The sequence below is a fragment of the Streptomyces sp. NPDC037421 genome, from assembly GCF_055602105.1.
Window position 1 is genome coordinate 16,977 of record NZ_JBVJWV010000002.1, and the last position, 12,984, is coordinate 29,960.

Sequence of the window (12,984 nt, forward strand, 5' to 3'; positions counted from 1 at the left end):
TCGGGGTGTTCAACGCGCCGCCGGCCGAGCTCTCCCACTCGACGACGCCCTGCACGCCGAGGGCGTCGCACCCGCCGGCCTTGGAGAAGTCGGGCTTGTCCAGGGCGAGTTGCGGGAAGGCCGGGAGCAGCGCCGTCCCGAAGGCCCCCCGCTCGTCCTCCAGGTCCGGCAGGGACCGCTCGTAGTGCGGCCGGCCGGCCATGGCGGCGGGCTCGCCGGCGATCTCCGGGGTGTCCTGCGCCTCGAACCGGTCGAACCGGGCCCGGGGAAGAAACTTCGGCCGGAGGCGAATCCTCTGGGGGCCTCCCCGCCTCTTATCCGCGTACGACTGACCGGACACACCGCAACACCCGGAGGTACCCCATGCTGATCACCGCCCTCGTAGTCGTCGGAGCCCTGCTCGTCGGCGCCTGCACCTGGCACCTGCTGCGGCGCTTCAAGAGCCGAGGCTGAGCACCGGACACCCCCAAGGCACCCGTCGGAGACGAGCAGCACATGAAACAACGCTTCGCCTGGCCGGACGACCGGCTGATCAAGGCCGCCCAGAACGGTGACGTCACCTCGCTCACCGCCGTCGTCATGGAATCGCAGCCCCACGTACGCAAGTTCGCCCTCTCGCTGTGCGCCTCGCCGCAGGACGCGGAGGACGCGGCGCAGGAAGCGCTGATCATCCTCTACCGGAAGATCGGCACCCTGCGGGCCACCGGCGCGCTCGCCTCGTGGATGTTCCGGATCGTGCGCAACGAATGCCTGCGCCAGGTACGGGTGCTCGTCTCGCGGAGCGACGACGCCCCGGCCGCACCGGACGCGTCGGCGGAACCGTCCGCCGAGGAGGCGGTGCTGCGCGGGCTGGAGGCGGAGCGGATCGCGGCGGCGGTCAGCGCCCTCCCGCGCGACCAGCGGCAGGTCCTGATCATGCGGGACGTACAGGGCCTGCCCGGCAAGGCCGTGGCGGACGCGCTGGGCCTGAGCACCGCCGGGATGAAGTCCCGGCTGCACAGGGCCCGCGCGGCACTCCGGCTCTCACTGGCACAGGCCACCCGACCAGGGGCAGGAGACCCATGACCATGACCACCACGAAGCCCGCACGACCGGCGGCCCCCCGCCCCGACTTCGCCAGCAGCTCCGTCCCGCGCCACCTGGCGCGGGGCGCCGTCGGCTTCGGCCTGATCATCGGCTCGATCGCCCTGGTCCCCACGGCCGGCCCGGCCGTCCTGCTGGCGGCCCCGCTGTCCCTGATCGCCTTCCGCGGCTGCCCGACCTGCTGGATGGTCGGCCTGGCCCAGACCGTCTCCCGCGGCCGCCTGAAGCGCGATTGCGCGAACGGCACCTGCACCCTCACCAGGGCGGACCCGGCGGGCAGTCCCCGGGAATGACCGAAGGGCCGTTTCAGATCACTCTGAAACGGCCCTTCGACCTACGACTCTCACGAGTCGGGACGACAGGATTTGAACCTGCGACCCCTTGACCCCCAGTCAAGTGCGCTACCAAGCTGCGCCACGTCCCGATGCCTGCTGACCTGGGGTTTCCCCTGGCCTGACCGGCACGAGAACAATACCGCACTTCCGGGGGTGGTCGCGCGCACCTTTCCGGGGGCGGGTGCGGACGCGCGCGGGGGTTGACCTCAAGTCCGCTTGAGGTTGCACGGTTGCTGTATGACACAGGCATCCGCGGACACAGGGCTCCGCTACGAGGATCTGGACCGGCTGATCGCGCTCATGACCGGGGCCGAGAAGCACGGGCCCGCCGCCACTTCCACCCTCGACGTGCTGTGGGTGCTCTACGACCGGGTGCTGCGCGTCGGGCCCGGGAGCGCGCGGGACGCCGGCCGGGACCGGTTCCTGCTGTCCAAGGGGCACGGACCGATGGCCTACTACGCCGTGCTCGCCGCCAAGGGGTTCTTCCCCGTCGACCGGCTGCCCGGCTTCGGGGCGTACGACTCCCCGCTCGGCCACCACCCCGACCGCACCCTGATCCCCGGCGTGGAGATCGGCAGCGGCTCCCTCGGGCACGGGCTGCCGCTCGCCGTCGGCAGCGCCCTCGGGCTGCGGGCGCAGGGGCTGGACGAGGCCGCCGTGTGGGTGCTGATCGGGGACGCGGAGCTCGACGAGGGCAGCAACCACGAGGCCATCGCCCATGCCGGCCCTGCCGGGCTGGAGGCGCTGCACACCGTGGTGATCGACAACGACTCCGCCACCCACGGCTGGCCCGGCGGGATCGCCTCCCGCTTCGAGGCGGCCGGCTGGAGCGCCGTCACCGTGGACGGACGGGACCACGCGGCGCTGCACGCCGCCTTCACCACACCGCATCCGGGCCGGCCGCACGCCGTCGTCGCCCGCGTCGAGAAGAAGTTCTGAGGGGAAACGCCATGGACACCATGCGGGAGCGGTTCATCTCGGTCACGTCGCGGCTGCTCGACGAGGACCCCCGGCTGGCACTCGTGCTCGCCGAGATCTCCATGGACGGGTTCCGGCCCGCCCAGGAGCGGCACCCGGACCGGGTGATCAATGTCGGGATCCGGGAGCAGCTGCTCGTCGGCGTCGGCGGCGGGCTGGCCCTCACCGGGCTGCGGCCCGTGCTGCACACCTTCGCCAGCTTCCTCGTCGAGCGGCCGTTCGAGCAGCTCAAGCTGGACTTCGGACACCAGGGCACGGGCGGCGTCCTGGTCAGCGCCGGCGCCAGCTACGACTGGCCGGCCGGCGGGTTCACCCACATGGCACCCGGCGACGTGGCGCTGCTCGACACCCTCGACGGCTGGACCGTCCACGTGCCCGGCCACCCCGACGAGGCCGAGGCGCTGCTGCGGCACGCCTGCGCCGCCGGGGACGACCGGGTGTACGTCCGGCTGTCCCAGCAGTCGAACGCCGCCCCGCGCCCCCTGGGCGACCTGCGCTTCCAGACCGTGCGGGAGGGACGCGCGGGTGTGGTGCTCGCCGTCGGGCCGCTGCTCGACAACGTCCTCGCGGCGACCGAGGGCCTCGACGTCACCGTCCTGTACGCGGCCACCGTGCGCCCCTTCGACGACGCGGCCCTGCGCGCGGCCGCCGGGCGGGCCGCGGCCGACGTGGTGCTGGTGGAGCCGTACCTCGCCGGCACCTCGGCGGCGGCCGCCGGGCGGGCCCTCGTGGACGTCCCGCACCGGGTGCTGCCGCTGGGGGTCGGGCGCGCCGAGCTGCGCCGCTACGGCACGATCGACGAGCACACCGCCGCCCACGGCCTGGACGCGGGCTCCCTGCGGCAGCGGATCACCGGCTTCCTGCGCTGATCACCTCCGGCGGTCCGGCCGGGCGTGCAGCAGCTCCGCCAGCTCGGCGGCGAGCGCCTTGACCGTCGCGAGGCCCTGCGTCCCCCACCGCCTCGGCACCACGTCCACCGCGCAGACGGTGCCGAGGACGAAGCCGCGCCGGTCGGCGAGGGGCGCTCCGAGGTAGGAGCGCACCCCGCTCTCGTCGACGACCGCGTTGCCCGCGAAGCGCGCGAAGTCCCGTACGTCCTCCAGCACCAGGGCCCGCCGCCGCACCACCACGTGCGGGCAGTAGCCGTGGTCCCGGGGCAGCACCCGCGCCGGGTAGCCGCTCGCCGCGGCGTCCGGGCCGTGGTGCAGGCCGGCGAAGAACTGCCGTTCCTCGCCGACGAAGTTGACGCCCGCGTACGGGGCCTCCAGGGTCCGGGCCACCCGGCGGGCGAAGTCGTCGAGTTCCTCGTCCACCCGCTCGCCGAGGTCCATCTCGCGCAGCCGCACGGCCCGCGCGGGCGCCTCCCGGTCCACGGGGGTGAGCAGCAGGTGTCCGGTCGATTCGTAGTAGGTCATGGCGGTTCCCCCGGATCCGAGTGTGGTGGGCGGCCCTGCCGGGCCGTGGACAGCAGGTGGTGCACGAGGGCGGCCAGGGTCCCCGTACCGGAGCGGGTGAGGCGTGCGTCGCACCGGACGACGGGTACGTCCGGGCCCAGGCCGACGGCGTCGCGGACCTCCTGGGAGGTGTAGCGGTGGCCGCCGTCGAACTCGTTGACGGCGACGACGAAGCCGATCCCGCGCCGCTCGAAGAAGTCCACGGCGGGGAAGCAGTCCGCGAGGCGGCGGGTGTCGGCGAGGACCACCGCGCCGAGCGCTCCCGCGCACAGCTCCTCCCACAGGAACCAGAAGCGCTCCTGACCGGGCGTGCCGAAGAGGTACAGGACGTGCCGGTCGTCCAGGGTGAGGCGCCCGAAGTCCAGGGCGACCGTCGTCGCCGTCTTCGCCGCCACCCCGTCGAGCCGGTCCGCGTGCTCGCCGAACCCGCTCAGGAGTTCCTCCGTGCACAGCGGTTCGATCTCGCTGACCGCGCCCACGAAGGTGGTCTTCCCCGCCCCGAAGCCGCCCGCGACCAGGATCTTCAAGGTCGCGGGCAGGGCCGGGGCGGCCACCTCACAGCCGTCGGCGCAGGCCATCGAGCACCGCCCGCAGCAGGGACAGGTCGTCGGCGGCGAACGAGCCGCCGCCGTTCGGGAACCGGGGTGACTGCGCCATGACGGCCCCGTACTCCATCAGGTCGGACAGCAGCACCTTCACCACCACGGCCGGGAGCCGCAGTTGCCCGGCCACCTCGGCGACCGTCACCGCCGCCGCGCCCGCGCACACGCGCAGGGCGAGGGTGTGCTCGGCTCCGAGCGGGATCCCCGGGCGGACGCCGGTCGCGGTCATCCGGGACAGCAGGTCGAGCGCGACGGCGGGACGGGTCCGGCCGCCGCAGGCCGTGTACGGGCGCATGACCCGGCCGGCGGAATCGTCCAGCCAGGGCGTGTCCCGGGCCGTGGGAAAGCCGGCCGGCGGGAAACCGTGGACCCCCCTCGCCCAGGCCCTCATCGCTCCGCGTCGGCGACGGGCCGGCGCGGCGGGGCCGCCAGGTACGGCCGGACGCTCTTGACCAGCATCGCCATCTCGTAGCCCAGCACGCCGGCGTCGGCCTCCCGGTCCGCGAGCACCGCCAGGCAGGTGCCGGAGCCGGCCGCCGAGACGAAGACGAGCGCGGTGTCGAGCTCCACGACCACCTGCCGGACCTCGGCCCCGTCCCCGAAGCGTGCTCCGGCGCTGCGCCCCAGGGAGTACAGGCCGGAGGCGAGGGCGGCCATGTGGTCGGCGCTGTCGGAGTCCATGCCGTGTACGCAGGTGACGAGTCCGTCGGCGGTGAGCAGTACCGCGCTGCGGGTGTACGGCACCCGTTGGACCAGACCGCTGAGCAGCCAGTCGAGATCGGAGAGGCTGCCTGTCTTCGTCGCCAGTTCGCCGGCCATGGGGGTGTGCTCCTTGCTGGGGTTCATGCCTGCTCGTCCGCTTGGGCGAGGCCGAAGCCCCGCTGGAAGGCCGCCATCAGGCCGGGGTCGTGCACGGGCTGTTCGGTTTCGTCGGCCCGCCGGGGGGCGGGGGCTTCGCGCAGCTGGGGCGCGAGGTGCTGCTGGGCGCGGCGCCGGGGCAGGGGCGGCCGTGCCCCCTCGGGGGCGGGGCTCTGCGGCGGGACGCGGCGCGGCAGGGGGACGGGGGCCGGTTGCGGCTCGGTGGCCCGCACGGCCGCCCAGCCCTCCGCGGGGCCGGGCCGCGTGTCCGGAGCCGGTTCCGCGGCCTCCGGGCCCCGCGGCCAGGCCGGCTCCAGGCCCGGCGCCACGGCGGTGCCGGTGTCCAGGGGCCAGGCCGGGTCCGGTACGGGGTCCGGGGCCTCCTCGGATGCGGGGCCCCAGGCCCAGACCGACCCGCCGGATCCCGGCATCGCGGCCGGTCCGAGTGCGGGAGCGCCGGTGCGGTGGGGGTCGGCATCCCGGCCGAGGTCCGCGTCCGCGTCCGGAGCCGTGGCCTGGGCCCGGGCCGTGGCCTGGGCCGCGGCCTGGGCCTGGGCCTGGGCCTGGGCCCGGGCCCGGGTCAGTGCGCCGTCCAGGCCCCTGACCGATGCCGGGCAGGCGGCCGGGGCCGCTTCCACGGCCGGGGCGGATGCCGGGGCCCCTGCCGGTGCCTGCCAGAAGGCCCGGGCGGCTTCCGCAGCCGGGACCGGGCCGCGGGCCTCGCCGGAACCCGCCGGGGCCGGTCCCGCCTCCCGAGCGGAACCCGTGACCGGGTCCGCGTACGGCACCGGGGCGTGAGCCGGCTCCGGGATCCCGGAGCCGCCCGCACCCCGGCCCGGGTCCGCGTACGGCACCGGGGCGTGAGCCGGCTCCTGGGCCGCGTACGGCATCGGCGCCGGGTACGAGGGCCGGTCCGGTTCCGCGGCCCGGGCCGGGGGCCGTACCGCCGGGGTCAGGGGCTCGCGCCGGGCGGCGGCGGGCGGCGGCGTGGGGCGGGCCGTGTCCGGCCAGGAGACGGTGCCCCACGAGGTGGCCCGCGAGCCGCCCGCCGCGTCGGCCGCGCCCGGGGCCTCCGCGCCCAGCAGGCCCTGGGGCAGCACCAGCACGGCGAGCACCCCGCCGTAGATGTTGGACTTCAGCTCGACCGCGATCCCGTGCCGCCGGGCCAGCGCCGAGACCACGAACAGCCCGATCCGCCCGTCGGCCAGCAGGTGCCGGACGCTCACCTGGTCGGGGTCGCCCAGCAGGGTGTTCATCCGGTGCTGCTCCTCCGCCGGCATGCCCAGCCCGCGGTCCTCCACCTCGACGGCGATCCCGGCGGTGACCCGCTCGGCCCGCACCACCACGTCCGTGTCGGGTGCGGAGAACACCGTGGCGTTCTCGACGAGTTCGGCCAGCAGGTGCACCACGTCGGCGACGGCGTGGCCCCGGACGGTGCCGCCCGCCGGGGGCACCACCTTGACCCGCGTGTACTGCTCGACCTCGGCCACCGAGGAGCGCAGCACCTCGCTCAGGTCGATGGGCCGGGTCCACTGGCGCCGGGAGGCGGCCCCGCCCAGCACCGCGAGGTTCTCGGCGTGCCGGCGGATCCGGGTGGCCAGGTGGTCGACGTGGAAGAGCTCCTTCAGCAGGTCGGGGTCCTCGACGGTGTCCTCCAGCCCGTCGAGCAGTGAGATCTCGCGGTGCACGAGCGACTGAAGCCGGCGCGCGAGGTTGACGAAGACCTCCACCTTGCGGTCGCTGTCGGTCGGCGCGGGCGGCAGGGCCAGCCGTACGAGGGTCGCCTGCGCCTGCTCCCGGGCCCCCCGCAACTCCTGCGCGAGCAGCCAGAACTCGTCCACTCCGGCCTGGTCGCCCTCCGGCGGCGCGCTGCCCCGGTCCCCGGGCACGGGGCGGACCGCGCCCTCCCCGCGTTCGAGCCGCTCGGCGGCGGTGCGCAGCTCCTCGCGTCCGCGCACGCTGGAGCGGCGCAGCGCCTCGCAGCGGTCCCGGACGGCCTTGGCGGCGCGCTGGGCCCCGAGCAGGGCGGCCGCGAGCGCTCCGACGGCGAGCAGGGCGCAGCCCGCGAGCACCGGCCACAGCCGGTCGTCGCGCGCGCCGGAGCCACCGCCGAGGTGGAGGGTGAACATGACCGCGGCGGCGCCGCTGAGCCCGGCGGCGAGCGTGGGCAGCACGGCGGCGCGGACCAGCTGGGGGCGTATCTGCCGGCCCGGTCCCTTGACGGCGTGTCTCGACGGGGAGTGGCGGGCGGCGCGGAGTCCGGACATCGGCGTCCTCGGTACGTGGGGCCCGGCCCCCAGCGAGTCGCGGGGCCCGGTGTTGATCACCGGATACCCACGCTAGACCGCACGGTCCCGCAGCTGTTGCCCAGTTGGGGAACTTCACCGGGGTGCTTCCCGCTCCCGATGGAGCGCTCGTACGACAGCCCGAATGCGCCGGGAGCGCGTACTCCCGCACGGCCGGGGGGCGCGCGCCGCCGCCCGGCGGAGAACCTCGCCCGGACGGCGCCGCGACGCGCTCTTGTGCTCACCGCGCGCGCTGCCGGAAGGTACCTTCCCGGCCCACGCACGGCCCCGCGCAGCAGGCAGGCACCATGCGCGAAGCGTCCCGGGACGATGCCCGCGACGAACACCCGGAGGCCGGTGCGCACCCTGGCGGACGGCCTGCGGACGGACCTGAGCAGGACCGGCAAGGAAGTCGGACGCCGGGGAGCCGGGTTCACGGACTTCCGCTCACGGTACGAGCGCGACCGGGCAGCCGGGTCGGGTGCCGTCCGCGGTGCGGCCGCGCTCCGCCGGCGGCCGGGGCAGGACTGCTCTCGCAGGACCGGCCCGCAGGACGGGCGGGCCTTCCGGGCCTGCAAGGGGGCGGCCAGTGGAAGGAGCGGGCCGTGTGAGACGCCGTGCCGGCGTCGCGGGAGCCGCCGGCGGCGGGCCGGGCTGCCTCCCGGTCGCCCCGCCGCCGGTCAGCGCTCCGTGACGCCCCCGCGCCGACTCAGCGTTCGCCCGCCGGGTCGAGGTCGCCCCGGGGGGTGGGGTCGAGGGCGGGTTCCGGTGTCTTCACGACGACGGTGGCGGCCGGCGTCACCGCCGGGCGCCCCGCCACGAAGGGGCGCCACCACGGTTCGGTCGGGGCGTCGGGGGCGCCGGGTTCGAAGGGGCGGCCCGGGATCGGCAGGGCGATGGCCGCGCCGGCCGCGCCGGCGGCGGCGACGGTGCCTTCGCCGGGCTCGTCCCACGGGTGCAGGGCCAGGTTGAAGGTGCCCCAGTGGATCGGCAGCATCGTGCCGAGCGGGGCGCCGCCCTGGAGGTCGAGGTGGGCCCGCATGCCCTCCTCGGGGGTCATGTGGATGTCGGGCCAGTACTCCGAGTACGCGCCGATCTGGATCATCGTGGCGTCGAACGGCCCGTGCTCGGCGCCGATCTCCTTGAAGCCCGGGAAGTAGCCGGTGTCCCCGCTGTGGAAGATCCGGTGCTCGCCGCTGCTGACGACCCAGGAGGCCCACAGGGTGAACTGCTGGTTGCGCAGGCCGCGTCCGCAGAAGTGCCGGGCCGGGGTGGCGGTGAGGGTGAGTCCGGCGACCTCGGTGGCCTCGTTCCAGTCGAGCTCGCGCAGCCGGTCCGGGGAGACGCCCCAGCGTTCCAGGTGCGCCCCGACGCCGAGGGGGACGGCGAAGACCGTGTCCGTGCCGGCCAGGGCCTTGATCGTGGGGAGGTCGAGGTGATCGTAGTGGTCGTGGGAGATCACGACGACGTCGACGGCGCCCAGCGAGGCCAGCGGCACCGGGACGGGGTGGAGCCGCTTGGGCCCGGCGAAGGGGAAGGGGGAGCACCGGTCGCCCCACACGGGGTCGAAGAGCACCCGGCGGCCGTCGATCTCCGCGAGCACGCTGGAGTGGCCCATCCAGGTCAGGCGCAGCCCGCTCGCCGGCGGCTTGGCCAGGTCGGCGAGGGTGGTCGGGTGCACGGGGATCGGTGCGCCGGGGCCGCGCCGGGCGCGCTGCTCCTTGTGGAAGTAGATCTTGGCGAATTCCGCCATCGATCCGGAGGGTCTGGTCCGGGCCCCGACCGGGTTCCGGAAGGCGCCGTCGGCGAAGTTCGGCGAGCGCAGGATCCGCTCCAGCCGTGCGCCGGAGGGGTCCGCGCCGAAGGCTTCGGGCCGCAGGGCGCGCAGCCGGGGACGCAGGGGAAGGGAGCCGGTCAAGGCGCCTCCTGGGAAGGTGCAGGATGGGACGGTCGTACGTTTACGACCATCCCAACGCACACCGGCCCCGGAGGATTCCGCCGCGCGGCGGCCGGACCGCTGTCGCGGCCGTCACCCCGGCCGCCGGGCCCCGTCCCCCGCGCGTCCGCTACAGCGGCAGCAGGTCCGGGCGCTTGGCCTCGACGTGGTCGCCGGAGGACTCGCCGCGCAGCCGGCGGCCGATCCACGGTACGAGGTGCTCGCGCGCCCACTGGATGTTGTCGCGGGTCACGTCCACCGAGCCGCGCGGCGGGACGGGCGGCCAGGGCTGGTCCGGGTCGGCCGGCACCTCGTAGCCGAGGACCTGCGCGGCGCGCAGCGCGACGCGGGTGTGGCCCTCGGGCGAGAGGTGGAGCCGGTCGTCGTCCCAGGCCCGGCGGTCCTGGACGGTCTTGAGGGACCAGAGGTCGAGCACGGGGCAGTCGTAGCGGTCGGCGATGGCGCGGACGTGGACGTTGTACGTCGCCACCTTGCCCCGCAGGTGCTTGAGGACCGGAACGCCCCGCGTGTCGAAGCCGGTCGTGATCATCACGAGGCCCACGGAGGCCTTGAGGTCGGCCAAGGCCGCCTCGAACCGCTCCGCGACGTCGTCCGGGTCGCTGCCGGGGCGGATGATGTCGTTGCCGCCCGCGCAGAAGGTGACGAGGTCGGGTGCGAGTTCCTTGGCTCTGGGGACCTGGTCGGCCACGATCTGGTCGAGTACTTTGCCCCGCACGGCCAGATTCGCGTACCGGAAGTCGTGCTCGTCACGCTGGTCGGCCAGGAGCACGGCGAGCCGGTCCGCCCAGCCGAGATAGGAATCCCCGGGTCCCGGGTCCCCCACGCCTTCGGTGAAGCTGTCCCCGATCGCCGCGTACGAGCCGATGGTCTTCAGTGTCGTCTTCGTCGCTGCCACAGGACAACATCCTTCACCTTGGCAACCAACCTACGCCAACGTAATGAGGGGTTGACGGGCCGTGATCTATACCACGCGGGGGATAAGGAATAAGTACGCGTGGGGCCGGGACCCCCCTCGGGTCCCGGCCCCACGCGTGTCCTCGTGCCGACGGCGGGTGCCGTCAGATGCTCACGCCCTTGGAGCGGAGGTAGGCGAGCGGGTCGACGTCCGAGCCGTAGGACGGGCCCGTGCGGATCTCGAAGTGGAGGTGCGGGCCGGTCACGTTGCCGGTCGCGCCGGAGAGCCCGATGGTCTGGCCGCCGGTGACGCTCTGGCCCACGGAGACGGAGAGCGAGGAGAGGTGGCCGTACTGGGAGTACTTGCCGTCGGCGTGCTTGATGACGACCTCGTTGCCGTACGCGCCGCCCCAGCCTGCGGAGACCACGGTGCCCGCGCCGACGGCCCTGACGGTGGTGCCGGTGCTCGCGATGAAGTCGACGCCGGTGTGGTAGCCGGAGGACCACATGGCGCCGCCCACCCGGTACTGGGTGGAGACGCCGCCGGCGACGGGGGCGGTGAACCCGGACGCGGTGGCGGGCACGGCGGGCACGGCGGCCTTCTCGCTCTTGGCGGCGGCGCCGGAGCCCTGGGCGGCCGCGCCGCCGGAGGTACGGGCGGCCTTGCCGGCGGTGCCCTTGCCCGGACCCTTCGGGGACTGGGCCTTGCCGCCCACGCCCTCGGACGCGGCCGGAGCATCGGTGGAGGATTCCTCGGCCGGGGCCGCAGGTGCCTTCGGGGCGGGGGCCGGGCCCTCGCCGCCGGCGAGGGTCAGCTTCAGCCCCGGGTGGATGAGGGACGGGTCGGTGCCGACGGCCTCGCGGTTGTCGGCGTACAGCTGCTCCCAGCCGCCGTCGAGGTGGCGCTCGGCGGCGATCTTGGAGAGGTAGTCGCCCGGCACGACCGTGTAGACGGTGGGCGCGGCGGCCGCGGGCGCGGCGGCGGGGGTCGCGGCGCGGAGGGCCTCCGGGGCCTGCGCGCTCTGCGCGGGCGCGGACTTGGCCGGGGCGGCGGCCGGGGCCGCGTTGGCGCCGGCGGCACCCATCAGCGGGAGCGCGAGGGCCGCTCCGCCGGTTCCGGCGACGGCGAAGCCGCGGGATATCGAACGGGACTTCGGACGGCGGTGCTTACCCTTTCCGGGCATGGCGAATTCCTCTCCGGCGCCTGCGAGGTGAGCTGTCGGGTTCGGACTGGAGATGTCCGGCCGTACGTGCGGAGCACGGGTTCGGCTTCACCCCTAGCTGCGCCGGAAATGCTCCGGAACAGCGGACTACCTGGTTCCCCCGCTCCTGCCGCGCGCGATGGTCGGGTGCGGTTCCCGGGCGGCGGCAGGATTAGGCGGTCCACCCGGATCGATCGCGAAGGTAATCGAGCGGGGCGCCGGGCAACAAGCCGCGAATTCCCTGACGGATTCGCAGATATGGAGGATCAACGGAATTCCGGTCACCCTGCGTCCATTCCGCACCATCAACAACCGCCCCCACAAGGCAATTCGGTTCTCGTGATCAGGCACGCACGGTCACCGTATGATCTGGCTCACGGGGCCCGGCCCGATCTCGCCTCCACATATGGCAAGTTGTTCCCAACCGGACCAATTCGGACACCATGGACCCACGCGGAGGAGTACACGTGACCCAGCAGATACCCCAGCCCCTTCCGGCCGGACCCGAACCCGGCGCGGAGCTGACCGGAGTGCGCAACTTCCGCGACGTGGGCGGGTTGCCGACCACGGACGGACGGAGGGTCAGGCCGGGGCGACTGTTCCGAAGCGGACATCTGGCGCATGCCACCGAAACCGACGCAGACTTCCTCGCCTCGCTGGAGCTGCACACCGTCTTCGACTTCCGCAACGGAGCCGATCAGGCCCTGGAGGGCCCGGACGTCGAACTGCCGGGCGTACGCAACGTGAACATCCCGCTGACGGATCCGGCCGACGGCCGCGAATTCTGGAAGATGGTCCGCGACGGCGAGCTCGACCAGCTCCGCGGCCTCCTCGGCGAGGGCAGGGCCGCCGCCCGCATGACGGACTCGTACCGCACGATCATCCGCACCCGCACCGCCGAACACAGCCGCGTCGTGCACGCGCTCGCGCTGGACAGCGTGCCGGCGCTGATGCACTGCGCCGCCGGCAAGGACCGGGCCGGGCTGTCGGTCGCGGTGACCCTGCTCGCGCTGGGCGTGGAGCGCGAGGCGATCGTGGCGGACTACCTGGAGTCCAACGCCCCGCACAACCGCTACCGGGTGCGCCGGGGCAGCGACGCGCCCGAGGCCCGCTCCCCCGAGGTGATGGAGCTGCTGGCGCCGCTGTTCGACGCCCGCGCGGAGTACCTGCTCGCGGCCTTCGCGACCATCGACGAGCAGTGGGGCGGGGTGGAGCGCTACCTCGCCGAGGGGCTCGCGCTCGCGCCCGAGTCCCTGGACCGGCTGCGGGACCGGCTCCTGGAAGGCTGACCCCGAACGGCCGGAGGGGGCCCTGACGGGCTCCCTCCGGCGCCGCC

The 12,984-nt window shown here is 74.6% G+C and carries 13 protein-coding genes, 1 tRNA gene and 1 riboswitch; of the genes, 5 read left to right on the forward strand and 9 right to left on the reverse strand.

What is annotated here, in order from left to right; all coding sequences use genetic code 11:
* The first annotated feature begins 495 nt into the window (after window positions 1-495).
* Both ACZ7IF_RS03545 and ACZ7IF_RS03550 read left to right on the forward strand, forming a co-directional pair.
* Window positions 496-1,065: an RNA polymerase sigma factor gene (locus ACZ7IF_RS03545; protein WP_470962379.1), complete on the forward strand. Its 570-nt coding sequence runs from the start codon at window positions 496-498 to the stop codon at window positions 1,063-1,065.
* A 2-nt stretch (window positions 1,066-1,067) separates the two neighbouring features.
* On the forward strand, window positions 1,068-1,376 hold the full coding sequence (locus ACZ7IF_RS03550) for a hypothetical protein (RefSeq protein ID WP_470962382.1): 309 nt from the start codon (window positions 1,068-1,070) through the stop codon (window positions 1,374-1,376).
* A 57-nt stretch (window positions 1,377-1,433) separates the two neighbouring features.
* On the opposite strand, the gene ACZ7IF_RS03555 is transcribed toward ACZ7IF_RS03550, so the two are convergent.
* Window positions 1,434-1,507 (reverse strand) — tRNA-Pro (locus tag ACZ7IF_RS03555).
* Window positions 1,508-1,655: 148 nt separating this feature from the next.
* Between ACZ7IF_RS03555 and ACZ7IF_RS03560 the strand changes: the two genes are divergently transcribed.
* Together ACZ7IF_RS03560 and ACZ7IF_RS03565 are read left to right on the forward strand one after the other, a co-directional pair.
* Window positions 1,656-2,357 (forward strand): transketolase, encoded by a 702-nt coding sequence (locus ACZ7IF_RS03560; protein WP_470962384.1) that lies wholly within the window; start codon window positions 1,656-1,658, stop codon window positions 2,355-2,357.
* Between the two features lie 11 nt (window positions 2,358-2,368).
* The gene (locus ACZ7IF_RS03565; protein ID WP_470962387.1) at window positions 2,369-3,265 is read left to right on the forward strand and encodes a transketolase family protein; all 897 of its coding nucleotides are present in this window, start codon (window positions 2,369-2,371) and stop codon (window positions 3,263-3,265) included.
* Here ACZ7IF_RS03565 and ACZ7IF_RS03570 read toward each other — a convergent pair whose 3' ends face one another.
* The 8 genes from ACZ7IF_RS03570 to ACZ7IF_RS03605 all read right to left on the reverse strand — a co-directional run bounded on the left by ACZ7IF_RS03570 (window position 3,266) and on the right by ACZ7IF_RS03605 (window position 11,630).
* The gene (locus ACZ7IF_RS03570) at window positions 3,266-3,811 is read right to left on the reverse strand and encodes a GAF domain-containing protein (protein ID WP_470962390.1); all 546 of its coding nucleotides are present in this window, start codon (window positions 3,809-3,811) and stop codon (window positions 3,266-3,268) included.
* On the reverse strand, window positions 3,808-4,428 hold the full coding sequence (locus tag ACZ7IF_RS03575) for a GTP-binding protein (protein WP_470962393.1): 621 nt from the start codon (window positions 4,426-4,428) through the stop codon (window positions 3,808-3,810). Before ACZ7IF_RS03575 ends, ACZ7IF_RS03570 begins: the two co-directional genes overlap by 4 nt.
* Window positions 4,406-4,747: a DUF742 domain-containing protein gene (locus ACZ7IF_RS03580; protein ID WP_470962396.1), complete on the reverse strand. Its 342-nt coding sequence runs from the start codon at window positions 4,745-4,747 to the stop codon at window positions 4,406-4,408. The genes ACZ7IF_RS03575 and ACZ7IF_RS03580 overlap by 23 nt, the downstream gene beginning before the upstream one ends.
* A 92-nt stretch (window positions 4,748-4,839) precedes the next feature.
* The gene (locus ACZ7IF_RS03585) at window positions 4,840-5,271 is read right to left on the reverse strand and encodes a roadblock/LC7 domain-containing protein (protein ID WP_362467099.1); all 432 of its coding nucleotides are present in this window, start codon (window positions 5,269-5,271) and stop codon (window positions 4,840-4,842) included.
* 23 nt (window positions 5,272-5,294) lie between these two features.
* Window positions 5,295-7,577 (reverse strand): sensor histidine kinase, encoded by a 2,283-nt coding sequence (locus ACZ7IF_RS03590; RefSeq protein WP_470962399.1) that lies wholly within the window; start codon window positions 7,575-7,577, stop codon window positions 5,295-5,297.
* 727 nt (window positions 7,578-8,304) lie between these two features.
* Window positions 8,305-9,513 carry an MBL fold metallo-hydrolase gene (locus ACZ7IF_RS03595; RefSeq protein ID WP_470962402.1) on the reverse strand — a complete coding sequence of 403 codons (1,209 nt, stop codon included), beginning with the start codon at window positions 9,511-9,513 and terminating at the stop codon, window positions 8,305-8,307.
* A gap of 148 nt (window positions 9,514-9,661) precedes the next feature.
* The gene (locus ACZ7IF_RS03600; protein WP_470962405.1) at window positions 9,662-10,447 is read right to left on the reverse strand and encodes an SGNH/GDSL hydrolase family protein; all 786 of its coding nucleotides are present in this window, start codon (window positions 10,445-10,447) and stop codon (window positions 9,662-9,664) included.
* Window positions 10,448-10,610: 163 nt separating this feature from the next.
* Window positions 10,611-11,630: a peptidoglycan DD-metalloendopeptidase family protein gene (locus ACZ7IF_RS03605; protein WP_470962408.1), complete on the reverse strand. Its 1,020-nt coding sequence runs from the start codon at window positions 11,628-11,630 to the stop codon at window positions 10,611-10,613.
* Window positions 11,631-11,634: 4 nt separating this feature from the next.
* A riboswitch (cyclic di-AMP (ydaO/yuaA leader) is annotated at window positions 11,635-11,797 on the reverse strand.
* Window positions 11,798-12,115: 318 nt separating this feature from the next.
* Here ACZ7IF_RS03605 and ACZ7IF_RS03610 point away from each other — a divergent pair.
* On the forward strand, window positions 12,116-12,937 hold the full coding sequence (locus tag ACZ7IF_RS03610; protein WP_470962411.1) for a tyrosine-protein phosphatase: 822 nt from the start codon (window positions 12,116-12,118) through the stop codon (window positions 12,935-12,937).
* Window positions 12,938-12,984 lie beyond the last annotated feature (47 nt).